We start from the raw sequence: 24283 nt of genomic DNA on the forward strand, positions 1-24283 counted from the left end.
AGATCGTGTGCTCTCGACCAGCCCGTCGTCGCACTGCCGACCGATACCGTTCGCGGCTCGCGTATCGTCCGTTGCAGTGAGGCGGTTGCATGCGGTTTGAATTGAACGCAAACCGCCGCATTGGGCTGGCCTTGCTGTGGCTGGCCTTGCTGGTGGTGGCCGGATTCTGGTTGAGCGAGACGCTCAAGGTCACCGGCGATCTGCGCAAATTCATGCCCGCCCTCCGCAGCAAAAAAACACCGAAGTTGCCCGATGCCGCGCGCGCGGCCGGTGGACGTCCAGCCATCGCAGTGAGGCGTTTGCATGCCGTTTGAATTGAACGCAAATCGCCGCATTGGGCTGGCCTTGCTGTGGCTGGCCTTGCTGGTGGTGGCCGGGTTCTGGTTGAGCGAGACGCTCAAGGTCACCGGCGATCTGCGCAAATTCATGCCCGCCCTCCGCAGCAAAAAAACACCGGAGTTGCCCGATGCCGCGCGCGCGGCCGGTGGACGTCCAGCCATCGCAGTGAGGCGGTTGCATGCGGTTTGAATTGAACGCAAACCGCCGCATTGGGCTGGCCTTGCTGTGGCTGGCCTTGCTGGTGGTGGCCGGATTCTGGTTGAGCGAGACGCTCAAGGTCACCGGCGATCTGCGCAAATTCATGCCCGCCCCGCGCACGCCGGCGCAGAAACTGCTGATCGAAGAACTAGGCGAAGGCCCCGGCTCGCGCTTGTTGCTGATGGCCTTGTCCAATAGCGACCCGGCCACCCTGGCCGAGCAATCGCAACAGGTGCGCCAGGCGCTCGCCGCGCAGCCGGCGCTGTTCGAGTTGGTCGGTAACGGTGGCACTGCCGGGTTGGAGGCGATTCCGGAGCGCTTGCTGCCGTATCGCTATCTGCTCAGCGACAGTTTCGACGCCGCGATGCTGGACGCGGCGACGCTCGAAACGGCGCTGCAGTCACGCGTGCAGGATCTGGGCTCGCCGGCAGCGGCGATGGTGGAGCCGCTGCTGCCGCGCGACCCGACGCTGGAAGTGCTGCATCTGGCCGAGACCCTGCAGCCGGCGGCCGCCCCGCAAACGCGCAATGGGGTGTGGTTCGATCGCGCCGGGACCTCGGCCCTGTTGATCGTGCAGACGCATGCGGCCGGCTTCGATCCTACCGGCCAGCAGCTGGCCTACGACGCTGTGCAGGCGGCGTTCGCCAAGGTCAGCAAGGGCACCACGACGCAGCTGACCTTGACCGGCCCGGGCGCATTCGCGGTGGAGATCACCGCGCGCACCCAGGGCGAGTCGCAATGGATCGGCACGCTGGATACCGTGGGTCTGGTGCTGTTGCTGATGATCGCCTACCGCAGCTGGAAGATTCCGGTGCTGGGCGTGTTGCCGCTGGCGAGCGCGGGGCTGGCCGGACTGGGCGCGGTGGCGCTGCTGTTCGACGGCGTGCATGGCATCACCGTGGCATTCGGCTTCACGTTGATCGGCGTGGTGCAGGATTACCCGATCCACCTGTTCAGCCATCAACGTCCCGGTCTGGATCCACGTCAGAACGCGCGGCATTTGTGGCCGACGCTGGCGACCGGCGTGGTGTCCACCTGCATTGCGTATGTGACCTTTCTGTTTTCCGGCGTGGATGGCCTGCGCCAGCTGGCGGTGTTCACCATTGCCGGCCTGGCCACTGCAGCGGTGACCACGCGTTGGCTGTTGCCGTGGCTGATCGACCCGGCTCCGCGCGACTACGCCGATTCGCGCCTGTTGGCCGGGCTGTGGCGCGGCATCGCGCGCTTGCCGCGGCCACGCGTCAGCCTGGCGGTGATCGCGGTGATCGGTCTGGCGGTGATCGCCTTCGCGCCCGGCCAGTTCTGGCAGAACGACCTGTCCAAGCTCACCCCGGTGCCGCCCAAGGCCTTGGCGCAGGACACCCGCCTGCGTCAGGAGCTGGGCGCGCCCGATGTGCGTTACGTGCTCGCGCTGTCTGCAGCCAGCGATGAGGCGGCGCTGCAGGCCAGCGAGCGCCTGCGGCCGCGGCTGGATGCGCTGGTGCGCGACGGTGCCCTGACCGGTTACGACATGGCCGCGCGGTATCTGCCCAGTGCCAGGACCCAGCAGGCGCGTCAGGCCAGGTTGCCGGATGCGGCGCAGGCACGCGCGCTGACCGAGCGCGCGGTGGCGGCCACGCCATTCCGCAGCGATGCGTTTGCGCCATTCCTGCAGGATCTGGATGCCGCCAGGCGCGCGCCGCCGCTGCTGCCGAAGGATCTGACCGGCTCGCCGCTGGCCACCTCGGTGGGCGGCCTGCTGCTGGGGCGCGGCGATCGTACGACCGCCCTGGTGTCGTTGACCGGCTTGCATGATCCGGCGCTGTTGGCTGCGGCGGTGCAGGGCAGCGGCGCGCAATTGCTGGATCTCAAGGACGCGTCCGAATCGCTGGTGGCCGCCTACCGCGGCCGGGTGCTGGGCGCCCTGGGTGTGGCGGCGTTGCTGCTTGCAGTGACGGTGGCGATCGCATTGCGCAGCCCGCGCCGCATCGTGCGTGTGCTGTTGCCGATGGCGCTGACCACCGTGCTGATCCTGGCGATCCTGCGCGGCGTCGGGGTGGAGCTCAACCTGTTCCACCTGATCGCGTTGATTCTTGCCGCAGGCTTGGGCCTGGATTACGCCTTGTTCTTCGATCATGCCGGCGACGATCACGCCGATCAACTGCGCACGCTGCATGCATTGATCGTCTGCAGCCTGATGACATTGCTGGTGTTCGCGCTGCTGGCCGCCTCCAGCATCCCGGTGCTGCGCGCGATCGGCAGCACGGTGGCATTGGGCGTGTTGTTCAATTTCATCCTGGCGTTGCTGGTGTCGCGCGAACCGGCATTGGAGCGCACACGCAGTGGAGCATCGCATGCAGGGACGTGACGCCATCGCCGCCTTGATCCCGCACCAGGGCAGCATGTGCCTGTGGGACGAGGTCGTGAGTTGGGATGCGCAGCGGATTGTGTTGCGCAGTCATGCGCATCGCAGCGACATGCATCCGCTGCGTGCCGATGGACGTCTGCGCGCCGTGCATCTGTGCGAATACGGTGCGCAGGCCATGGCGGTGCATGGCGGCCTGTTGGGGCGCGAGTCCGGCAAGCCGGTGCGCCCGGGCATGCTGGTCGCGTTGCGGGGCGTGGAGTTGCACGTGACCCATCTGGACGCGTTGCCCGACGCCATCGAGTGCGAAGCGCAGGTGCTGATGCAGGGCGAGGACAGCCAGCAATACAGTTTCCGCCTGACCCATCAGGCGCAGCTGCTCGCCGAAGGGCGCGCCACGGTGATGCTGGGCGCGGCGCAGGCCGCCGAGGCCTCGTAGGAGCGCGCTTGCGCGCGATGGCTTTGGCGGTGATGCCGCATCGCGCGCAAGCGCGCTCCTACATGAAGTGGGCGATCAATGCTGGATCTATTCCTGCGCCTGCTGCGAGCCGTTAGGATGACGCTCTTTCCGCCGTCGTTGCTGCGGCTTCCATCGAGACGTCCATGAGCACATCCATTCCACAGCGCCGTGCCTTGGTCACCGGCGGCAGCGGCGATCTTGGCGGTGCGATCTGTCGCCATCTGGCAGCGCAGGGGCGGCACGTGATCGTGCATGCCAATCGCAATCTGGCGCGCGCGCAGGAGGTGGTTGCCGCCATCGTGGCCGACGGCGGCAGCGCCGAAGCGGTGGCCTTTGATGTGGCCGATGCGCAGGCCAGCGGTGCGGCGCTGGAACGCCTGCTGGAAGCCGGCCCGATCCAGATCGTGGTCAATAACGCCGGCATCCACGACGATGCGCCGATGGCAGGCATGAACGCCGAGCAGTGGCATCGGGTGATCGATGTCTCGCTGCACGGGTTTTTCAATGTCACCCAACCGTTGTTGTTGCCGATGGCGCGCACGCGCTGGGGCCGCATCGTCAACGTGTCGTCGGTGGCGGCCGTGCTGGGCAATCGCGGTCAGACCAATTACGCCGCAGCCAAGGCGGCACTGCATGGCGCGACCAAGTCCTTGTCGCGCGAGATGGCCAGCCGCGGCATCGCGGTCAATGTGGTGGCGCCGGGCGTGATCGAAAGCGAGATGGTCGGCGAAAGTTTCGCGCCGGACGTGATCAAGCAACTTGTGCCAGCCGGGCGTGTCGGCAAACCCGACGAAGTCGCCGCGCTGGTCGCCTTCCTGTGCTCGGAATCTGCCGGTTACATCAATGGCCAGATCATCGGCATCAACGGTGGTATGGGCTAGACCGCATCGAAGTTGATGTAGTTGCATTCGCCATGCATCACGGATGCCTTGGTAATAAGCACCTCATCTCCAGCACGACTAAGCGTGTGGATATATTCCAGATGCCCTGAAGAAGTCTTGAGGAACGTATAGACCTCGGCAGTCTTGCCTGGATAAACAACCAGCATGGACACCGAGCTGGTGCCGCGACTCAGAAGCATGACCTTTGCTCCCTCCTCGCGAGCTGAAACTATCTCCTTACGTACATCTACATACGTCAGGTCGTAGTCATTCCCGTGCTTTGACAGTTTGGTCAGGCCACCCGTGATCTTTTCATCGTTCCAGCCACTGTCTTTTGCCGTGATGATGCCTGTCTCGGCGTAATAGCCCTTTCCTGACGGATTTGAGCATGCAGCAATTTCTTCCGCGTGCGTCGGCGCACTAAACGCAAGCAAGGTTACGAAGTAGCCATACTTCATCCACGTATCTCTCTGCACGTAATAAAACTCACGCCGCGTCGGCGTACCACGTTGCCGTCAGGATCGGGTCGCCGCTGGCGTTGGCGGTCAGTGCGTCCAGTCCGTGGTCGGGCAGGGTCGGGTGGCGGTGGCGTGCCTGCTGCAGGATCTCGCGCGCCAGCACCGCCATTTGCGCCACGTTGGTGTGGATGCGTGCGGCAAACGTGTCGTCGTCCAGGACGTCGTGCAAGGCGCCATTGAGCTCGTTGAACCAGCCGATCAGATACTGGTCCAGCAGGCGGCCACCACCGGTGGCGATGCCCTGTGCGGTGTTGTGCACGCCCCAGTCGTGCAGCACGCGCTGCATGGACAGGTTCAGATCGCGCGCGTACAGGAAGTCCGCCTTCATGCGCGACAGCAGGCTCAGGTCGGCGATGCGTCCGGAGCAGAACAGCGGCGCCAGCAACGACCAGTAGTAGGTGTAATCCCAGATCACCTTGACCGGCATGACCTGCTCGTCGCCGAACAACGCATACTGATCCTGGTACAGGGTCAGGGTGCTTTCGTAGAACGAGAAATACAGTTGCTCATACAGCTCGGTATACGGGCTGAGCGACCTGCCGGCGCGATCGCGGCCGATCAGTTCGCAGATATAGGTATTGGAGATGGCGATGAAGTCGCTGCCGGGCGAATAGAACGGATCCAGGAACAAGCCCGCCTCGCCGGTCAGCGCCCAGCGCTGCGACGAGAACACCTGCTTGCAGCCATACGAAAACTTGCGCAGGAACAGGAAGTCCTGCAGGCGGTAGTCGGCCTTGTCCAGCGATGCGGCGACCTGCGGTTGATGCAGGCGCAGCCAGTCCATGGCTTTTTCGTGCGTGTTCATGGTCTCCAGCGGGTGCATCTGCGCATCGCAGACGATGCCCAGCGAATGCGCGCCGGACGACAGCGGGATCAGCCAGAACCAGTAACCGGGCCCGCACATGTGGTTGGTGGACCGCCAGCGGTCCGGCGGTGTGCAGCGCTGCAGCCAGCTGCTGTCCTGCGACCAGCCGTTCGGGTCGATCAGGCCTTCCACGCGCCACCACACCGCATTGGCGTTGTGCGCGTTGTCCTGCGCCAGATCCAGCTTGCGCTTGAGCAGGCCGGCGCGGCCACTGGCATCGACCACCCAGCGCGCGCTCAGCGTGCCCGGCTCGCCGGCATGCTCGTAGCGCACCGCGTGGTCGGCGTCGTCGTCGGACAGGTCCACGCCCTTGACGCTGCAGTTATCGAGGAAGGTAATGCCGTGCGCGCGGGCGCGCTCGCCGAGGAAATTCTCGAAGCGGCCGCGGTCGATCTGCCACGACGGCGTCGGCAGGATCTGGCTGACGCCCAGCTCGGTGCAGCGGTCGATGTCCTCGCGCTTGTCGGAGAAGAAAAAGCGGAAACCGAACTTGCGGATCTGCTCGGTCTCCAGATGCTCGCGCAGACCCAGCACGTCGGCGAAATAATGCGCGCCGATTTCCACCGTGGATTCGCCCACCTTGAATGCCGCCTCGCGCACCGGGTGCGCCCGCCGCTCCAGCACAGTGATCGCAAGCTCGGGGTCGCGTTGCTTCAGTTGCAGGGCCAGGCTCAGACCGGCCAGTCCACCACCGGTGATGACGACATCGCGACGCTGTGCATTCATGGGGATGGGTTGCTCTTGGTAGCCGCGGGCACAGTAGCAAATTCGCCGTCGGGATCGTCAATGATCACCGGGTTGGCGCGCACGCGGCGGTATTCGCGCCACACATGGCCGTACGCCCAGACCTGTTTGACCACGTGCGAGGTGATGTTCCACAGGTCGCGCACCAGCCGGAAATGGCTCTTGCGGAAGGTGCCCGGCGAGGTGCCGGCATAGCGGGTTTCGATCGGCACCGCGACCACGCGCGCGCCGGCCTGGCGGGCGGCGGAAATCAGCAGCTGCGCTTCGAACACGAAGCCTTCGCCGGGCACGTTAGGCAGGGTGAACACCGAGGCCGGATACAGCCGTTGGCCGCTCTGGCTGTCCACCAGGCGAAAGCCGCAGGCCCAGGCAATGCCCCAGTCGCCGAAGTCGTTGCCGATCCGGCGGATGGTGGGCTGGGTGGCGCGCTTGCGCATGCGCGCACCGACGATCACGCAGCCGGGGTGGCGGTTGGCCGCGGCCAACAGGCGCGGGAAATCGGCCGCCTTGTGCTGCCCGTCGCCGTCCATGGTCATCACCGCGCGCATGCCCATCTGCTGCGCCTGCGCAAAGCCGCTGCGCAACGCGGCGCCCTTGCCCATGCGCTGCGGGTGACGGATCAACGTGACCGGCATGCCGGCGATACACTCGGCGGTGCCGTCGTCGGAGCCGTCGTCGATCACGATGACGTGCGAGCAATAGGTCAGCGCGTCGGTGACCACTTCGCGGATGCGCAATGCCTCGTTCAAGGCGGGCACCAGAATCGCGGTGTCCTCGCGGGTCAACGGCACCCGGCTCATCGCTGCAGCTCCACGCGCAGCACGCGGCCAGGGCCAGCATACAGCGCAGCGCTGTCGCCGTGGCCGGCCAACAGCGCAAACAGCGGCAGCATCGGCGCCATCGCATTGCCTGCGACATGGCGCGCCAGCGCGCCATCACCGGCAGACGGCGCGCCATCGTCCAGCCGCGCCTGCAGCTGCGCTTTGCCGGCCTGGCCGGCGCGGCCCAGCACCAGCGCGCCACCGAGCAGGCCCTGGCTGGGCGAGATGCGGCCAAGCGGCCCCACCGAGCGCGCGTCGTATCCGGCCAGCAGCACCGCGTCCACGCCGGCGGTGAGTTGCACCAGCGCTTCCAGCAGGCCCTGCGCAAAACTGGCGGTATGGGCGCTGATCGCGGTGGCCGGGGTCATCGCGCCGGCGCCGATGGTCCAGTAGCCGGCCGCGGCGTTGTGCACCGAGTTGTGGAACTTGGTCGGCGAGATCGCCAGCGGGTCGCTTGCCAGCGTGGTGCACATGTAATCGGTGATGGCCAGATCGCCGTGCGTGGAAGTGAACACCGACGGCAGGCTGGCGGGGGCGCGGCCGGCGGCCGTGCAGGCGGCCAGTGCGGCTTCCAGCGACACCGCCACCGTATCGGGCGCGCGGCGGCGCTCGTTGGCGGCCAGCAGTTGCGGTGCCGGACGGGCGGGCGTTTCCTGCAGCGGGGCGCCGTGCACGAACGCCTGCGCCGCTTCCCAGGTCGGCAGGCCCTGGGTCCAGAACCCGATTCCTTCGATGGTGGCGGTCAGCATCAGCGTGCCCGCCCGAACAGCAGCGAACAGTTGTTGCCGCCAAAACCGAAGGAGTTGTTCATTGCGTAATCGATCCGGGAATGGGCGTTGTCGAAGCGGATCTGCGGGCCGCAGGCCGGGTCGGGCACGGAGCTGTTGAGCGTGCCCGGCAGCACGCCGTCGCGCAGCGCCAACAGGGCGATCACCGACTCGACGATGCCGGCCGCGCCCAGGGTGTGGCCGGTCCAGGCCTTGGTCGAACTGGCGTGCAAGCTGTCCGGGAAGATCGCCGCCACCGCTGCCGCTTCCACGCTGTCGTTGGCCGGCGTGGCGGTGCCATGCAGATTCAGGTAGCCCACCGCTGCCGCGTCCAGGCCGGCGCGTTCGAGCGCGCCGCGCATCGCCAGCTGCGCGCCCAGGCCCTGCGGATGCGGGGCGGACATGTGGTGCGCATCGCTGGATTCGCCGTAGCCGTAAAGCCATAGCGTCGCATCCGGGGCGGCGGCGGTGCGTTCGACCAGCGCAAAGCCACCGGCTTCGCCCAGGCTCAGGCCGACCCGGCGCGCGTCGAACGGCTGGCACGGTTCGGGCGCGACCACCTGCAGCGCGTTGAAGCCGAACAGCACGCTGCCGCACAAGGTGTCCACGCCGCCGACCAGCGCCGCGTCGATCACCCCGGCGTCGATCAGTCGCGCCGCCTGGGCGAAGACCTTGGCGCTGGACGAACAGGCGGTGGCCACGGTCACGCTGGGGCCGCGCAGGCCGGTGGCATGCTGGACGAAGTCGCCCAGCGAATGCGGGGTGTGCACGATGGGCCGGGCCAGATCGTGGGGAAACCGCGCGCCGTCGGCGTCGTCGACCAGTCGCGTATAGGCCTCTTCACTGGCGCCGATGCTGGAGGTAGAGGTGCCGATGATCACCGCCACGCGCTCGGCGCCGTAGCGTTGGGCGGCTGCCTGCACGGCATCGGCCATGCCGTCCTGCTGCAGCGCCAGCCAGGCCAGCCGGTTGTTGCGGCAGTCCCAGCCTTGCAGCGCATCGGGCAGCACGACTGCTTCCACGCCGTCGACGCGGCCGATCCAGCACGGCAGCGGTTGCGGTCCGAAATCGTTGTAACGCAGGCCGCTGCGACGCGACTGCAGGGCCGCGGCCTGGGCCGCGAGCCCGGCGCCGAGCGCAGTGGTGGAGGTGTAGGCGGTGACGGCGACCGGGGCCATCTGGGACGAATGCTGCGCTTGGCTCACGATGGTCTGGCTGGCAAAAAGTGCTTGCAGTATATCGGCGGCGTGCGCCAGCCCCGTCGATGGCGCAACTGAACGCGCCGGTCATGTCGCTGACGTGGCTGGAATTTTTCGCAGCGGCCGCGCTTTCGCCGTCGCCACAATTGGGACACAATCCTGCGACCCACCGCTCTTCGAGCGCGATCACGCGCGCATGCACGCCTACGTCTATAAAAGCCAACGCAAGCAGGACACCTTCGTCTACCTGGCCACGCGCGACGACTTCTCCGGTCTTCCCGCTGCCGTGCACACGCAGTTGGCGCCATTCGCATTCGTGCTGGAGGTGGCGTTGACGCCTGAGCGCCGCCTGGCGCAGGCCGATGTGGCGACCGTGCGCGACGCGCTCGGCAAGCACGGGTTCTACCTGCAGCTGCCCAAGACGGTGGTGCTGGCGGGCGAGTGCGACTATGACTGAGCCGCAGCGTGCCGCGCGAGTACGCGCCGCAGCGCTGGCAGGTGCAGCCGGCGTGGTGTTGTCCCTGCTCGGTGGCCTTGGCGGCGCCGTTGCTGCGGTAAGCCTGTGGCTGGCGCAGCCGGCCTTTGCACTGGCAGTGTCGTGGGCGCGCGGCACCCGCGCGCTGGCGACGCAGCCGCGCGCCATCGCACACGCGCTGCCGCCACTGCTGGCGATCTGGGGCGTCGGCCTGCTCGCCTTGGCGGCATTGATCAGCTGGCCGCTGACCGCGCTGCGCGACAGCGGCAGCCTGGCTGCCGCGTTGGCCCTGAGCGTGGCCGTCAGCGCCGCCTTGCTGGGCCTGTGGCGCACCTGGCCGCTGTGGGGCGAGGTGGAACGCGACGGTGGCGCGCTGGCGCCACGCTGGCACGCGCTGGCCACGCAGGAATTGCATGCCTGGCGCGGCCTGCTGGCGGCCGCCCTGGTGCTGGCGGTGTGCACCCTGGTGGTGGCACTGGCCTGGCCGGGTTGGTTGTCCGGCGGTCTGCGCTGGGGCCTGGCGATTGCCGCCAGCGCGCTGCTGCCCGCCGCCCATCTGCTGCTGCAACGCACCGCCGCACCGGCGCGCAGCGATGCGCCAGTGGCCCGGCAGGCTGCCGATTTCTTCTCCGAAGCGGCCGCCGAACCGCGTCCGCTGGAGCCGGTCGCCCAGCATCAGCTGGTGCCCGAATTGTTCGAGGCCGCGCGTAGCGGCCGGGTGGATCGCGCGCTGCAGTTGCTGGAGGCCGGCGCCGACCCGCAGGCGATGCCGCTGCCGGAATGGCGCGACCAGCGCAGTCTGCCGGCGCTGGCAGCGGTGCTGCCGGATCTGCGCCTGCTGCGCGAGCTGATCGTGCGCCGCGTGGACGTCAACCAGCCGCATCGCGGCATGACGCCGCTGCTGGCCGCCACCCGCGACAGCTGGCATGGCCGCCCGGATGCGGTGATGACCCTGCTGGCCAACGGTGCCGACCCGCGCTCCACCGACAACGACGGCAATACGCCGCTGCATCACGCGGTCCGCAGCTCCGACCCCGGCGTGGCCGCGTTGCTGCGCGACGCCGCCGCCGAACTGGACGCGCTCAACAACGAAGGTCACTCGCCGCTGGCGATGGCCTGCCAGGTCGGCAATTGGCGGCTGGCGAAATTTTTGCTGGAACGCGGCGCCCAGTCAGAACCGGACGGCGGCGCGCCGGTGTTGCTGGCCGCGGCCGGCACCGAAGAAGACGACCCGGCCGGCGTGCAGTTGCTGCTCAAGCACAAGGCACGCGTGGATGCGCGCGACCGCCAGCGTCGCAGCGCCCTGCACGAAGCGGCGCTGGCCGGCCACGGCGACATCGTCGAGGCGCTGTTGTCGGCCGGCGCCAATCTGGAAGCGCGCGATCTGCTCGGCCGCACGCCGTGGCTGGACGCGGCGCGTCAGGCGCGCAGTGCGGTGCTCGAACGCCTGGTCGCGCGCAAGGCCGATGTGCTGGCCATCGACGGCGAGGGCCGCAATGCGGTGATGCTGGCCTGCGCCGCCGACAGCGTGTCGCCGGCCTTGATCCGCCGTCTGCTCGATCTGCAGGTGCCGGCCGACAGCGTCGATGTGCATGGCCGTCGCGCCGTGGACGTGGCAGCCGAAGCCGGGCGTTGGGCGATCGTGCAATTGCTCGACCCCAGCTATCCCGTGCCGGCCGCCGTCAGCGATGCGCATGGCGATACCCCCGGTGTTGCGGTGCTGCCCGATCGCCCGCCACTGGTATTGCTGCGCGAAGGTCTGCAGTTCGGCCAACGCGATGGCCTGGACGCGCTGGCGCGGCTCTGCGCCCCGGAAGAACTCGGCGGCCTGCTGCATGACGCGCATCTGGCGCTCAACGCCGATGCGGTGGACTGGCTGCTGCGCCACGGCGCCGATGCCGAGATGCGCGATGCCTGCGGCGACGTGCCGATGTTTGCACTGCTATCGCGCGGCGTGGAAGCGGTGCCGGCGCTGCAGGTGTTGCTGCGGCACGGCGTGTCGCCGGCCGGTGCGGGCGGCCTGACCCGGCTGCTCAGTGCCTGCGTGCAGCACGATGCCGCTTCGCGCGGGCTGGAACAGTTCGCACTGGAATTGCTCGAACGCGGCGCCGACCCGTTTGCGCCGTCGGCAGCCGGCGACCCGCCGTTGTCGCTGGCCGTGCGGCTGGGCTGGCTGCGCCTGCAGCAGTGGTTGCTGGAACACGGCGTGGACCGCGAAGCGCGCGACAGCCACGGCATGACCGCGCTGCATCTGGCCACCGCGCTGGGGCGTGACGCCTCGCTGAAATTGCTGGTCAAGCAGGGCGCCTCACCGGAAGCGCGCGCCGCCGACGGGCAGACCCCGCTGGGCGTGGCGTTGTCGATCGGCCGGCGCGATCTGGCCGACTGGCTGGACTGGCGGATCTGGTCGTTGCCAGGCCGCACGTTGCGCGAAGCGGACGTGCCGGCGGCAGCGATGACCGGCGACACCGATGCGGTGCGGCGGCTGATCGACCTGGGCCTGCCGGTGGATGCCGTCGACGCCCAGGGCTGCACCGCGCTGCTGCGTGCGGCCGGTGGCGGCCACCTGGGTGTGGTCGCGCATCTGCTCGGCCGCGGCGCCGACCCGCAACGCGCGGCCAACAGCGGCGCCACGCCGTTGTCGGCGGCGGTGAGCATGCGCCAGACCGACATCGTCGCCGCGCTGTTGCAGGCCGGCGCGCAGATCGAGCATCGCCTGCCGGGCGGAGTGACCGTGCTGATGCTGGCCTGCGCGCTCGGCCTGCCGGACATCGTGGCGCGCCTGCTCACCGCCGCAGCCGACGTGCACGCCACCGACAATCAGGGGCTGGCACCGCTGCACTGCGCGGCGCTGTACGGCTTCACCGCGCGCGACACCACCCGCCTGCTGGCTTTGCTGGACACCGTGTTGCTGGCCGGCGCCGACCCGGATGCGCTGGCCGGTGGGCGGGTCAGCCCGCTGCTGCTGTTGCTGGGCGCGCGCGCCGAACCGGGCACCGCCTGCGACGAAAAGGTGGTGCTGGCCGGCGTCGAACGCCTGCTCGATGAAGACGTCTCGCTGGATGTGGCCGATCAGCGCGGCTTCGGCCCGCTGCATCTGGCCGCACTGCATGGCCTGCCGCTGCTGGTGCAGCGCCTGCTGCGTGCCGGCGCCGATGCCGACCGCCGCGATGCGCTCAACCGGACTCCGCGCGAGATCGCCATCATGCGCGGTTTCATCGATGTGGCCGGCCAGTTCGAACCGGCGTTGCCGGGCGTGTCCTCGATGGCGCGCTTCCTGCGCGAAGGCCGCTGAGCCGGCGCGGCGGCGCACCGCTGCGGGTGCTGTTCGTGTGCAGCCGCAACCGGCTGCGCAGCCCCACCGCCGAGCGCGTGTTTGCCGACTGGCCGGGCGTGCAGACCCAATCGGCCGGGCTGGCCGCAGATGCGCAGGTGCAGGTCACCCCCGAATTGCTGCACGAGTCCGACCTGGTGCTGGTGATGGAGCGCCGCCACCTGCAGCTGCTGCGCAAGCGCTTCGCCGCACATCTGCGCCATTGTCGCGTGGTCTCGCTGCAGATTCCTGATGACGACGCGTACATGGATCCGGCACTGATCCGTCGGCTGGAACACACGGTGCCACCGTTGCTGCGCCTGCCCGCGCATTCGTAACCTGATCCCGACACCATGCATGTAAAACTGCGGGTTCTTTCGTTGGAAGGAAGCGCCCCTACGATGAGCGTGCGTATCGAGGACCACGCCATGCTGGGCAATTGCCACAGCGCGGCCCTGGTCGACCACCGCGGCACCATCGACTGGCTGTGTCTGCCACGATTCGATTCGGATGCGTTCTTCGCATCCTTGCTGGGCGATGAGCAGCACGGGCAATGGGCGTTATCGCCGTCCGGCGACTTTCGCAGCGAACGCGCCTACGAAGACGACAGCCTGGTGTTGTGCACGCGCATGATCACCGACACCGGCACGGTGGAGCTGGTCGACTTCATGGTCGCCAGCGACGAAGGCGACGACCATCAGCATCTGGTGCGCATCGTGCGCTGCGTGCAGGGCGAGGTGCCGATGCACATGCGCCTGACCTTTCGCTTCAACTATGGCCGCACCGTGCCGTGGGTCACCGGCATCGAGGGCGGCATCCGCGCCATTGCCGGCCCCGACCAGCTCGCGTTGCGCTCGCCGCAGGAACTGCACGGCGAAGACATGGGCACCGAGTCGGACTTCACGCTGCGCGAGGGCCAAAGCACCTGGTTCCTGCTCAGTCATGGTGCATCGCATGAGCCCACGCCGCCGCAGATCGACCCGGAACAGGCGCTGCAACGTACCGCCGCGTTCTGGCATGGCTGGGCACGTCGCTGCACCGATGTCGGTCCGTGGACCGAGCAGGTGCGTCGCTCGCTGGTGGTATTGAAAGGGCTCAGTTACCTGCCCACCGGCGGCATCGTGGCCGCGCCCACCGCCTCGTTGCCCGAGCATCTGGGCGGCACGCGTAACTGGGATTACCGCTACTGCTGGTTGCGCGATTCGGTGTTCACGCTGATCGCATTGCTGCAGGCCGGCTATCGCGATGAGGCCGCTTCGTTTCGCGACTGGGTCCAGCGCACCATCGCCGGGTCGCCGGACCAGTTACAGGCGCTGTACGGCATCGGTGGCGAGCGTCGTCTGCAGGAATGGGAGGCGCACTGGCTGCCCGGCTACGAAAATTCCGGACCGGTACGCATCGGCAACGGTGCAGTCGATCAATTTCAACTCGATGTGTACGGCGAGCTCATCGGCGCCTTTCACTACGCACGCGAAAAAGGCGTGGCCCCGCCCGCCGATGACGATGGCTCGTCGGCGTCATTGCTGGAAAAGATACTGGATACGCTGGAAGACCTGTGGCGCTTGCCGGACGAAGGTATCTGGGAAATCCGCGACGAGCGCCGGCATTTCGTGCATTCCAAGGTGATGGCGTGGCTGGCCTTCGATTGCGGCAGCCGCGATGGCATCACCAATGCCGATGCCGACAAGCGCGCGCACTGGGGCCGCATCGCCGAAGAGATCCGCGCGCAAGTGCTGGAAAAAGGCGTGCATCCGGACGGCCATTTCGTACAGAGCTACGGCTCCGATCGCCTGGATGCATCGCTGCTGCTGATCCCCATCGTCGGCTTTCTGCCGGCCGACGATCCGCGCATCGCCGCCACTGCCGATGCGATCGCGCGCGAGCTGACCATCGATGGCCTGGTCGAACGCTATCGCGCCGACGACAGCGCCGATGGCCTGCCGGCGGGCGAGGGCACCTTCCTGGCCTGCAGTTTCTGGCTGGTGGAGAACTTTGCGTTGATCGGCCGCACCGATGAGGCGCGCGCATTGCTCGAACGTCTGCTGGGGTTGTGCAACGACGTGGGCCTGCTCGCCGAAGAATACGACCCACGTACAAAACGCATGCTTGGCAACTTCCCGCAAGGGTATTCCCACGTGGCCCTGGTCAATGCGGCATTGCGCCTGCATGGACGCATGGGCGAAAAGGAACAACATCCATGAACGAGCAACAGACCACACCGCCGTGCATCATCGTGGTGTTCGGCGCACGCGGCGATCTGACCAAGCGCCTGGTGATGCCGGCGCTGTACAACCTGCGCCGCGCCGGTGCATTGGGCGAGGAATTCGCCATTGTCGGCATGGACCACGGCGACATCAGCGAACGCGCGTGGCGCGGCAACATGGGGCAGTCGATGACGCAGCTGCTGAGCAGCCGCGATGCCGAATTCCAGACCGACGAATTCGATACCGTTACCTGGGACTGGCTGCGCGAGCGCATGCACTACCTGCGCGGCGACTTTACCGACCTGGGCGCGTATCAGGCGCTGGGCAGCTTGTTGGAGAAGCTGCACAAGCGCTATGGCACGCAAGGCAATGTACTTTTCTATCTCGCCACCGCCGCACGTTTCTTCGAGCCGGTGTTGTTGAATCTCGGCGAAGCCGGCCTGGTCAAGCAGCGCGAAAACCAGGGCTGGCGCCGCGTCATCGTGGAAAAACCGTTCGGTCACGACCTGCCCAGCGCCATCGCGCTCAATGCCACCGTGGCCAAGGTGCTGCATGAGGATCAGGTGTTCCGCATCGACCATTTCCTGGGCAAGGAAACCGTGCAGAACATTCTGGCGTTCCGTTTCGCAAACGGCTTGTTCGAGCCGGTGTGGAACCGCGACCGCATCGATCACGTGCAGATCACCGCCGCCGAAACCATCGGCGTGGAAGGGCGCGGGCGCTTCTACGATCCCACCGGTTGCCTGCGCGACATGGTGCCGAACCATCTGTTCCAGCTGCTGGCGATGATTGCGATGGAGCCGCCGGCTGCCTTCACCACCGAGGCGATGCATCGCCGCCGTGCCGAGGTGATCGAGGCGGTGCGCCCGATCAAGCCGGAAGACGTGGTGCGCGGCCAGTACGCCTCCGGTGCGGTCAACCGCAGCGCCGTGCCCGGCTATCGTGAAGAAGACACCGTGCCGGACGATTCGGAGACCGAAACCTATGTGGCGATGAAGCTGCAGGTCGACACCTGGCGCTGGGCCGGTGTGCCGTTCTACCTGCGCACCGGCAAGCGTTTGCGCGAGCGCACCACCGAGATCGCCATCCGCTTCAAGCCCGCGCCGCTGGCACCGTTTCGCAGCACCGAAGTGGGCGGCTACGGCCCCGACTGGCTGGTGCTGCATATTCAACCCGATGAAGGCATCTCGCTGCAGTTCGACGTCAAGCGCCCGGGCGCGCAGGTGGCGCTGGCGCCGGTGCGCATGGACTTCCGCTACCGCGACTGGTTTCCCAAGGAATACACCGTGGGCTACGAGCGCCTGCTGCAGGACTGCATGAACGGCGAAGCGGGCCTGTTCCAGGACGCGGCGATGGTGGAAGGCGCCTGGCGCATCGTCCAGCCGATCCTGGATGCCTGGAAACAACCGGCCAGCGACTTCCCCAACTACGCCGCCGGCAGCGCCGGTCCCTCGGCCGCCGACGCGCTGCTGGCCATGAACGGCGGACACGCCTGGCGAGCGCTCACCCCAGGCCGCAAACCGCCGCCGCGCCGCGCACCGGAAGCACGCAGCAGCGCTGCTACGCCGATCAAGAAGGTAAGCAAGAAGACGGCCAAGAAAGCGGGAAAGGCCACATCCCAAGGTGCTGCCGCACCTTCTGCAAAGTCCGCTGGAAGCGCAGGTGGTTCGCCCGGCAAGGCTGCCAAAAAGTCAGTGACCAAGCGGGCAGCGAAGAAAGTCGCAAAAGCAGCCGGGACGACTGCGGGCAAAACCGCGGCCGGCAAGGTAGCAGCGAAGAAGTCTGTCGGCAGGAGTGCAGCTGCGCGTAAACCGGGTAATTGATTCGCACGCGCCAGCCGTTGCGTGATGGCTGGCGCGTGTACAGAGCAATCGATGAAGCTTCTGGCTCGCTGCTTCACGATGCTTGTCGCCCAGCGACCGGCAGGCAGCGTGTGAAGGCAGGTGCGCGCGATCATCGGTGTGTGCGTGAATCTCGACTGCAAACTAACGTGACGCGATGCTGGGCAAACCCCAGATCTGGGCAAGATAGTGTGCGCATAGCAGATTGCTGAGGCCGCTGGCTGGGAAGAAGCTGTGCGCCTTGATTATTAAGTGAGTTAGCGTAAGTTAAACTGATGCTTGACTGGAGCAATTTCGGCAGGTGATAGTGACGCACCTGTGGCAGCCGCGTCATGCTCGAGAGCGGCTGTAGCACTGCCGCGCAGTTAAAAATTAGAGAGATCAGGACATGGAAGTTCTTAGGCCCTTGTGGCTGCGTCATTATGTTTGCGCGCTGTTGCTGACCGTTGTCTGCGGAGTCTCCGCGCAGGAGGTCAAGCCGGAGTGGACGGTTTCTGCCAAGCACCCAGAAATTCCGACGACAACTGTTGGCGTTTTTGACAATCAACATCGTGCAATTGAGGCCATGGCGCAGATCGCCGGTCCCAGCGATGCACAGTATGCGTATGCCTTAGCTACGCACATAAAAGAGACAAAAACAAACGAAGACCAGACGGTTACGCTCACATACTGGCTTGGTAACGATCAACCTTCCGATCCCGAATGGACCTACTCTGCACTAGGTAGCACTTACGCAACTGAGGTCGAGATGGTTGCACGTATTGAGTCCTTCTACACTGAATTTAACGAATGTGGCAAGGTTTCGCTGAAGCCAGCAACCGAATGGACGCCATACTCGGCGGAATTCGAGGGTCGTTTTGATTCAAAAAGCTTTGAAGTTATATCGAACGTACTTTATTACGATGGAACGTGCCTACCCGTAGAGCACACCGGGTTCGGTACTCGCCAGCGCAGGATATTCTGTCCTTTGTATACGACCTGGAACGATGATTATCAGGCTTGTGTAAATCTGGAAATATTTGCTTACTTGACCGGGCCTTCTTTAGAGGATACGTGTTCGGTTGGTAATCCGTGCGATGTAAAAACCGGGGAAAAATCACAGCCCGAGCAGGATTTCGATCTTGGATGGATACGTCTCGTTCGAACGTTTCGGTCCTCGCAGGTCGGACGGCGATCCAACCTTGGGGCAGGCTGGTTCAATTCACATGAAATCAGCGTTTCTGCAAGTGGCTCTCACGCAATACTTGCTGAAGGAAACGGGCTTCAACGTAATTTCAAGTCGTTCGGAAATTCTTTTATTGCTTCTGATGGTTCTGGGGATCGGCTTGAGAAAATAGCTAATGGATGGCGACTTTTTAGGTCGGATACGGTTTCGGAATTTGATGCTACAGGCGCGTTGAGCTTGGTGTCGAAGGACGACGGTACTTATCTTCGATATGCGTACGATCGGTCCTCGAGGTTGGAGTCGATCACCCACTCGACCGGCCGCAAGTTGGTTTTCCACTACGCTGATGGTTCCCGTTATGCCCAGCTTATTCGAATTGCGCTGGACGGAGTTGCGTTGGCCACCTACGCTTACTCTGGCACTTTCCCGGACAGCGCGGTGCTGGAGAGCGCGACCTATGCGGACGGCCGGGTCAGGTCGTATCTGTATGAGGACGAGGATTTTTACCGCTTCCTGACCGGTGTGGTCGCGGAGGATGGAATGCGCTACAGCACATTCGCCTACAACGCGACTGGGCGTGTTGTGTCAAGCCAGCATCAAGGCGGCGCAGACGGCGTGACGCTTGATTACACCGATGGCGCCACCGTTGTAACCGACGCGTTGGGGAAACAGACGACATATACGCTGAGCCAGCGTTCCGCAGGTCCTAGAAAAATAGATGACGTCACCGACAGCGCGGGCACCCTCAGCAGCGACTATCTGGATGCCAGTATCGACTTCCGTCGGCGCCTGAGCGTATCTATCGATCGTACTGGGGTTGTCACGCAACACGCCTATGGCGAACTTGCGGATGCTGGCGTGCCAGTCAATGTGCATACGGTCACCGAGGCGGCCGGTTTGCCCACTCAACGAACAACAACTACGCGTACCACGGTCGACGGTAACCGGCTGATATCAGTTCAATCCAGTGACAGGAAAATCAGCTACGTTCGAAATGCGCGACTGCAGCCGCAGCAAGTAACCACTACCGACGTCGCAAGTGGTCAGACCAGAGTTCTCAGTTTGAACTACTGCGAGGCAGCCGATGTGGCTGCCGGTAGCGACTGTCCCGTGATTGGCCTCCTGAAGTCCATCGATGGCCCGCGCACGGATATCGACGACCGTACCACCTACAACTATTACCCCATCGATGCCGCAGGATGCGAGACCGGCACCGGACCGTGCCCGTATCGCAAGGGCGACCTCAAGCAGACCATCAACGCCCGCGGCCAGGTCCGCGAGAATCTGGGTTATGACGCAGCAGGCCGCGTTCTGTCTGCCGTTGACGAAAATGGGGTGCTGACCGATTACAGCTACCACCCGCGTGGTTGGTTGGCATCGACTACGGTGCATGGCGCGACGTCCGCGCAGAATCGCGTCACCACGTTCGAGTATTGGCCCACCGGCTTGGTCAAACGCATCACCCAGTCCGATGGCAGTTACGCGACGTTTGTCTACGACCAGGCCCAACGCCTCACCGATATCACCGATACGCTGGGCAACACCCTCCATTACGTGCTCGATAACGCTGGCAATCGTCTGGAGGAGCAGACCAAGGACGTGCAAGGTGTGCTCAAGCGCAGCTTGAGCCGTATTTACAACCAATTGGGCCAACTGAAAACGCAGGCGGACGCGGGCGCAAATCCCACCGACTACGCCTACGATGCAAACGGCAACCTGCGCTTGGTCACCGACGCATTTGGCCGTAACACCCTGCAAGAGCACGATCCGCTCGGTCGGCTTGCGCGCACCTTGCAGGATGTCGACGGCATCAAGGCCGAAACCAACGTGGGTTACGACACGCAGGGTCGCCCGCTGCAGGTCAAGGACCCCAAACGTCTTGATACGCGTTACACGTACAACGGCTTTGGCGATACCCTGAAGCTGACCAGCCCGGACGCCGGCGTCACCACCTACACCTACGACAGCGCGGGCAACCGCGCCACGCAGACCGATGCACGCGGCATCACGTCTACCTATGGCTACGACGCGCTCAACCGTGTCCTGAGCATCAGTTACCCAACCGCCGCCTTCAATATCAGCTATACATATGACGTCACGCAGAGCGTGTGCGCCAGCGGTGAGACCTTCACCGTCGGGCGCCTGGCCAAGCTCCAGGATGGCAGCGGTACCACCCAATACTGCTATAACCGCTTCGGCGAGGTGGTGCGCAAGGTGCAGACGGTCAACGGCAAGGTGTTGGTGGTGCGCTACGACTACACCCCTGGCGGCCGTCTGCGGTCGATGGTCTATCCGGACGGCACTACGGTCGATTATGTCCGCAACGCGCAAGGCCAGACGACCGAGGTTGGCGTGACGGCACAAGGCGGCAGCCGCCAGCGTCTGCTGAGCGGAGCGACCTACTATCCGTTCGGCCCATCCTCCGGCTGGACCTACGGTAACGGCCGCAGATTGGCGCGCATGTACGATCTCGATTATCGCCCACGCAGCATCCAAGACACCCGCGCGGGCGGCTTGGAAATCGGCTTCGGCTTCGATGCGGTTGGCGACCTCACCGCTCTGACCCCGGCTGGCAATCCGACACCAGAGCTACGACTGGACTACGACGCCCTCGGTCGGCTCACAGCGCTGAAGGACGGCGCCGCCAATACCGTGATCGACGGCTACAGCTACGATGCCACCGGCAACCGCCTGAGCGCCAAGGTCGGCGGCGCCATGCAGACCTACACCTACCCAACCACCAACCATCGTCTGAGTGCGGTGGCAGGCGTGGTGCGCACCTACGACAAGATGGGCAACACCCTCACCATCGGCGGCAAGGCACGCGAGTATCTGTATGACACCACCGGGCGCATGACCCAGGTCAAGCGCGCAGGTGCCGCGGTCATGAACTACCGCTACAACGGCCGCGGCGAGCAGGTACGCCGTTATCTGGGCACCACCAATACCTACACGCTTTACGACGAGGCGGGCCACTGGCTGGGCGACTACGACACCAACGGCGCACCCAAGCAACAAGCGATCTGGCTGGACGACCTGCCGGTGGGCCTGCTGGCCAACGGCGGTCAACTGCACTACATCGAACCCGACCACCTCGGTAGCCCCCGTGTGGTCGTCGATGCCGCCCGCGACGTTGCTGTGTGGAACTGGAGCCTGAAAGGCGAAGCCTTCGGCAATACCGCACCCAACCAGGATCCGGATGGCGATGGCACCGCGATGGTGTTCGACATGCGCTTCCCAGGCCAGCGGTTTGATGTAGCGAGCGGGTTCAATCAGAACTACTTCCGGGATTATGACTCTGCTACTGGTCGGTATGGGCAAAGTGACCCGATTGGATTAAGAGGAGGGCTGAATAGCTACTCATATGCTAACAATCGCCCGTTTTTCTCCTCTGATCCATTTGGCCTTCGTGCGCCATTTGCTCAAGAATCTGCTTTTATTGGCAATCTGTTCGGTAGCAGCTTCGATACTGCATCACTAGATATCCAGCAAGCATCGGGAAGCCGCGGCTCATCTCTGCGTGGCAGCAATGTTAAGCTGCCACGAAGCCTTTTTATTGATGGCGATATAGGTAAAGGAATCGACCTCAATAAAGTTGAAGCGCGCTCAACTCTTGCTCACGAGGTTTTTCATGTGTGGCAGCGTCGTAGAGGTGCAAAGGTCACCTCACGCCTCATACTTCCTCAGGTTGGATATAAACTCGGCTTTGGGAGTCCCTATGATTACGTGAGTCCCTCTAGCGCTGAACAAGCATCTCAGTACTTCAATGCGCTTTTTGGAGATGGCAAGTACGAAGCACAGGCTCAGTTATGGGAAGATTCGTACCTTGCAAGCGACTCAAGTAGCTTAGCTGGGGAAATTTGGACTGCCTTGCAAAACGAAGTTCAAAATGGGTGCTTGGGCCAATGATTGCTAATAATTTAAGGCTGGCAGTTATTCTTATGATCTCCTTGTCTGCTTGTGCTGCTCCTGGCCAAGGTATAAAAGCCAAGAAGACGAAGGAGGTCGGTAACGCTATAGTCCGTTCAATCGAAGCTTATCGTATTGAGAGGGCTGCTTATCCCAAGTCGATTGATGAGCTTGGCAATTATAATGAAATCATGGCGGATGTTGATTCCGCAAATATAAAGTTATTCTTTGTCTCAAATTCGCCTGATAATTACGAGTTAATAATCAAGTATTTTGGCCCAGGCAGTAACTTATGCGTCCATCGATCTGCAGACGCCGAAAACGTCTGGAATTGTACTGGTAACTACTGATCAGATGTCACTACCTAGGTGTGCTGTTAGCAGTCTTCACCTAAAAAAAACCTACCCAGTTTCCAGTGATCGACGGCTACAGCTACGATGCCACCGGCAACCGCCTGAGTGCCAAGGTCGGTGGCGTCATGCAGACCTACACCTACCCAACCACCAACCATCGTTTGAGCGCGGTTGCTGGCGTGGCGCGTACCTACGACAAGTTGGGCAACGCCCTCACCATCGGCGGCAAGGCACGTGAGTACCTATACGACACCACGGGCCGTATGACTCTGGTCAAGCGGGCAGGTGTTGCTGTGATGAACTACCGTTACAACGGCCGCGGCGAGCAGGTACGCCGTTATCTGGGCACCACCAATACCTACACGCTTTACGACGAGGCGGGCCACTGGCTGGGCGACTACGACACCAACGGCGCACCCAAGCAACAAGCGATCTGGCTGGACGACCTGCCGGTGGGCCTGCTGGCCAACGGCGGTCAACTGCACTACATCGAACCTGACCACCTCGGTAGCCCCCGTGTGGTCGTCGATGCCGCCCGCGACGTTGCTGTGTGGAACTGGAGCCTGAAAGGCGAAGCCTTCGGCAATACCGCACCCAACCAGGATCCGGATGGCGATGGCACCGCGATGGTGTTCGACATGCGCTTCCCGGGACAGCGGTTTGATGCGGCGAGCGGGTTCAATCAGAACTACTTCCGGGATTACGATGCGGCCACAGGCAGGTATGGGCAGAGTGATCCGATTGGGCTTGATGGAGGGATTAGCACATATGCCTATGTTGGAGGTAACCCGGCAAATGCGATTGATCTGCTAGGCTTGATTGGCTACGTGTGCCAAAAGGGCAACAATATTGGCATCACCATTCCGATTAATTTCCAAGGTGCTACGCGAGCTCAGGTTGCTCAGATTAAAAATTCGATCCAACGCGCTTGGAGTGGAAAGTTCGGTTCATACAACGTCACGACAGTAGTTCAGTCGATTCCGATTTGGCATGTTGGGACTACTAACGGTATTGCTGTCCGAGAGGCCGATAAAGAATCATATGTTCAAACACCTTGGATGAATGAAGGCGTTTGGTATACACCTGGTCAGTGGGGTGACGCGACATTTGCGCACGAGGCAGGCCATCTTCTTGGTTTGGGTGATTACGATCCAGGGATCATGGGGAGAAACCTCAGTGTTCCTGTCAACGGGCAGAATATCAAGGGCGTTTTGAATAATGGAAATGAAGCAATTACGCATGACTGCGGATGCAGTAACTAGATTCGCCACTGTGTTGCTGGTTTTTTTGTCGGGATGTCATGGGGACCAAGGTGCTACTACACTCAGTGAACGGTACGGAGTCTGTGCAAACCTGCCGCCCGGTGCATCCTACCGAAGTGATGCGCCTGGCCCAGACTTTGATGTAGGCATCTTGAGTGCGAAAAACATTTCACTTGAGGTTTTCATTGGCGGACATCCAAGGTTCTCACATAAAGTGATGAGGGCTGGCGTAAAAACAACAGACGGGTTCAACTTACTTGGTAAGGAAGTGAGTGACAATCGGGAAAAGTTGTTGTTTGCTTATAATCGGGGCGGCAAAGAAGGGCGAGTATATGTAATGTTCATGGCTTCTGATTTGAGCAAGGTCGAGAAAATTTTGACTAAAAAAAACCTGCTTTTCAGCTGCATTGGGCTTAAGGGTCAGGGTTATTTAAAGAATTAAAAATGTTTTGCGTGCCTGGCAGATTCACAGAGATCAAAGACGTTTTCAAATCAGGGTGATCGACGGCTATAGTTACAATGGCATGGGTAACCGCCTCAGTGCCAAAATCGGCGGTGTCACGCAGGTCTATACGAACTCGACGGCCAACCGCCGCCTGAGCGCAGTCGCAGGCATGGTGTCGAC

18 protein-coding genes and 2 pseudogenes are annotated in these 24283 nt (G+C 63.7%); 15 read left to right on the forward strand and 5 right to left on the reverse strand.

Annotation, left to right across the window (positions count from 1 at the left end; genetic code table 11):
• Positions 1-89: 89 nt before the first annotated feature.
• From Y887_RS00100 to fabG, 5 genes are all read left to right on the forward strand, one after another.
• Positions 90-314, forward strand: a complete 225-nt coding sequence (locus Y887_RS00100; protein ID WP_046962411.1) for a hypothetical protein — start codon at positions 90-92, stop codon at positions 312-314.
• The gene (locus Y887_RS00105; protein ID WP_046962412.1) at positions 304-528 is read left to right on the forward strand and encodes a hypothetical protein; all 225 of its coding nucleotides are present in this window, start codon (positions 304-306) and stop codon (positions 526-528) included. Before Y887_RS00100 ends, Y887_RS00105 begins: the two co-directional genes overlap by 11 nt.
• Entirely contained in the window at positions 518-2884 is a 2367-nt protein-coding gene (locus Y887_RS00110) for an MMPL family transporter (RefSeq protein ID WP_046962413.1), read from the forward strand. Before Y887_RS00105 ends, Y887_RS00110 begins: the two co-directional genes overlap by 11 nt.
• Positions 2871-3320, forward strand: coding sequence for a hotdog family protein (locus Y887_RS00115; protein ID WP_046962414.1), 450 nt, complete (start codon positions 2871-2873; stop codon positions 3318-3320). Before Y887_RS00110 ends, Y887_RS00115 begins: the two co-directional genes overlap by 14 nt.
• Positions 3321-3484: 164 nt before the next feature.
• The gene (gene fabG / locus Y887_RS00120) at positions 3485-4222 is read left to right on the forward strand and encodes a 3-oxoacyl-ACP reductase FabG (protein WP_046962415.1); all 738 of its coding nucleotides are present in this window, start codon (positions 3485-3487) and stop codon (positions 4220-4222) included.
• Here the strand turns inward: fabG and Y887_RS00125 are convergent.
• Genes Y887_RS00125 through Y887_RS00145 form a run of 5 tightly spaced genes read right to left on the reverse strand, consistent with a single transcriptional unit; the run spans position 4219 to position 9115 of the window.
• Positions 4219-4680: a hypothetical protein gene (locus Y887_RS00125; RefSeq protein ID WP_046962416.1), complete on the reverse strand. Its 462-nt coding sequence runs from the start codon at positions 4678-4680 to the stop codon at positions 4219-4221. The two genes, fabG and Y887_RS00125, sit on opposite strands and share 4 nt — an antisense overlap.
• 28 nt (positions 4681-4708) lie before the next feature.
• Positions 4709-6331: an NAD(P)/FAD-dependent oxidoreductase gene (locus Y887_RS00130; RefSeq protein ID WP_046962417.1), complete on the reverse strand. Its 1623-nt coding sequence runs from the start codon at positions 6329-6331 to the stop codon at positions 4709-4711.
• Positions 6328-7149: a glycosyltransferase family 2 protein gene (locus Y887_RS00135; RefSeq protein WP_046962418.1), complete on the reverse strand. Its 822-nt coding sequence runs from the start codon at positions 7147-7149 to the stop codon at positions 6328-6330. Before Y887_RS00135 ends, Y887_RS00130 begins: the two co-directional genes overlap by 4 nt.
• Positions 7146-7919: a beta-ketoacyl synthase chain length factor gene (locus tag Y887_RS00140; protein WP_046962419.1), complete on the reverse strand. Its 774-nt coding sequence runs from the start codon at positions 7917-7919 to the stop codon at positions 7146-7148. Before Y887_RS00140 ends, Y887_RS00135 begins: the two co-directional genes overlap by 4 nt.
• Positions 7919-9115 (reverse strand): beta-ketoacyl-[acyl-carrier-protein] synthase family protein, encoded by a 1197-nt coding sequence (locus Y887_RS00145; protein WP_046962420.1) that lies wholly within the window; start codon positions 9113-9115, stop codon positions 7919-7921. The genes Y887_RS00140 and Y887_RS00145 overlap by 1 nt, the downstream gene beginning before the upstream one ends.
• Before the next feature lie 217 nt (positions 9116-9332).
• On the opposite strand from Y887_RS00145, the gene Y887_RS00150 reads away from it, so the two are divergent.
• The 10 genes and pseudogenes from Y887_RS00150 to Y887_RS21510 form a co-directional block, all read left to right on the forward strand.
• Positions 9333-9593, forward strand: a complete 261-nt coding sequence (locus tag Y887_RS00150; protein ID WP_046962421.1) for a YcgL domain-containing protein — start codon at positions 9333-9335, stop codon at positions 9591-9593.
• On the forward strand, positions 9586-12906 hold the full coding sequence (locus Y887_RS00155) for an ankyrin repeat domain-containing protein (RefSeq protein ID WP_046962422.1): 3321 nt from the start codon (positions 9586-9588) through the stop codon (positions 12904-12906). The genes Y887_RS00150 and Y887_RS00155 overlap by 8 nt, the downstream gene beginning before the upstream one ends.
• 26 nt (positions 12907-12932) lie before the next feature.
• Positions 12933-13262 carry a low molecular weight protein tyrosine phosphatase family protein gene (locus tag Y887_RS00160; RefSeq protein WP_084725879.1) on the forward strand — a complete coding sequence of 110 codons (330 nt, stop codon included), beginning with the start codon at positions 12933-12935 and terminating at the stop codon, positions 13260-13262.
• A 63-nt stretch (positions 13263-13325) separates the two neighbouring features.
• Positions 13326-15125, forward strand: coding sequence for a glycoside hydrolase family 15 protein (locus Y887_RS00165; protein WP_046962424.1), 1800 nt, complete (start codon positions 13326-13328; stop codon positions 15123-15125).
• Positions 15122-16951 carry a glucose-6-phosphate dehydrogenase gene (gene zwf, locus Y887_RS00170; protein ID WP_046962425.1) on the forward strand — a complete coding sequence of 610 codons (1830 nt, stop codon included), beginning with the start codon at positions 15122-15124 and terminating at the stop codon, positions 16949-16951. The genes Y887_RS00165 and zwf overlap by 4 nt, the downstream gene beginning before the upstream one ends.
• Before the next feature lie 406 nt (positions 16952-17357).
• Complete coding sequence (locus tag Y887_RS00175) at positions 17358-22043, forward strand: RHS repeat-associated core domain-containing protein (RefSeq protein WP_248827408.1); 4686 nt, start codon at positions 17358-17360, stop codon at positions 22041-22043.
• Positions 22040-22393, forward strand: a complete 354-nt coding sequence (locus Y887_RS19970) for a hypothetical protein (protein ID WP_146093474.1) — start codon at positions 22040-22042, stop codon at positions 22391-22393. The genes Y887_RS00175 and Y887_RS19970 overlap by 4 nt, the downstream gene beginning before the upstream one ends.
• 65 nt (positions 22394-22458) lie before the next feature.
• A pseudogene (locus Y887_RS21240) lies at positions 22459-23658 on the forward strand (RHS repeat-associated core domain-containing protein); the annotation flags it as partial.
• Positions 23621-24100, forward strand: coding sequence for a hypothetical protein (locus Y887_RS19975; protein ID WP_146093476.1), 480 nt, complete (start codon positions 23621-23623; stop codon positions 24098-24100). The pseudogene Y887_RS21240 and the gene Y887_RS19975, both read left to right, overlap by 38 nt.
• Positions 24101-24155: 55 nt before the next feature.
• Positions 24156-24283 (forward strand): annotated as a pseudogene (locus Y887_RS21510) (RHS repeat-associated core domain-containing protein); the annotation flags it as partial.

This window comes from Xanthomonas pisi DSM 18956, from assembly GCF_001010415.1.
Taxonomy (GTDB): Bacteria; Pseudomonadota; Gammaproteobacteria; order Xanthomonadales; family Xanthomonadaceae; genus Xanthomonas; species Xanthomonas pisi.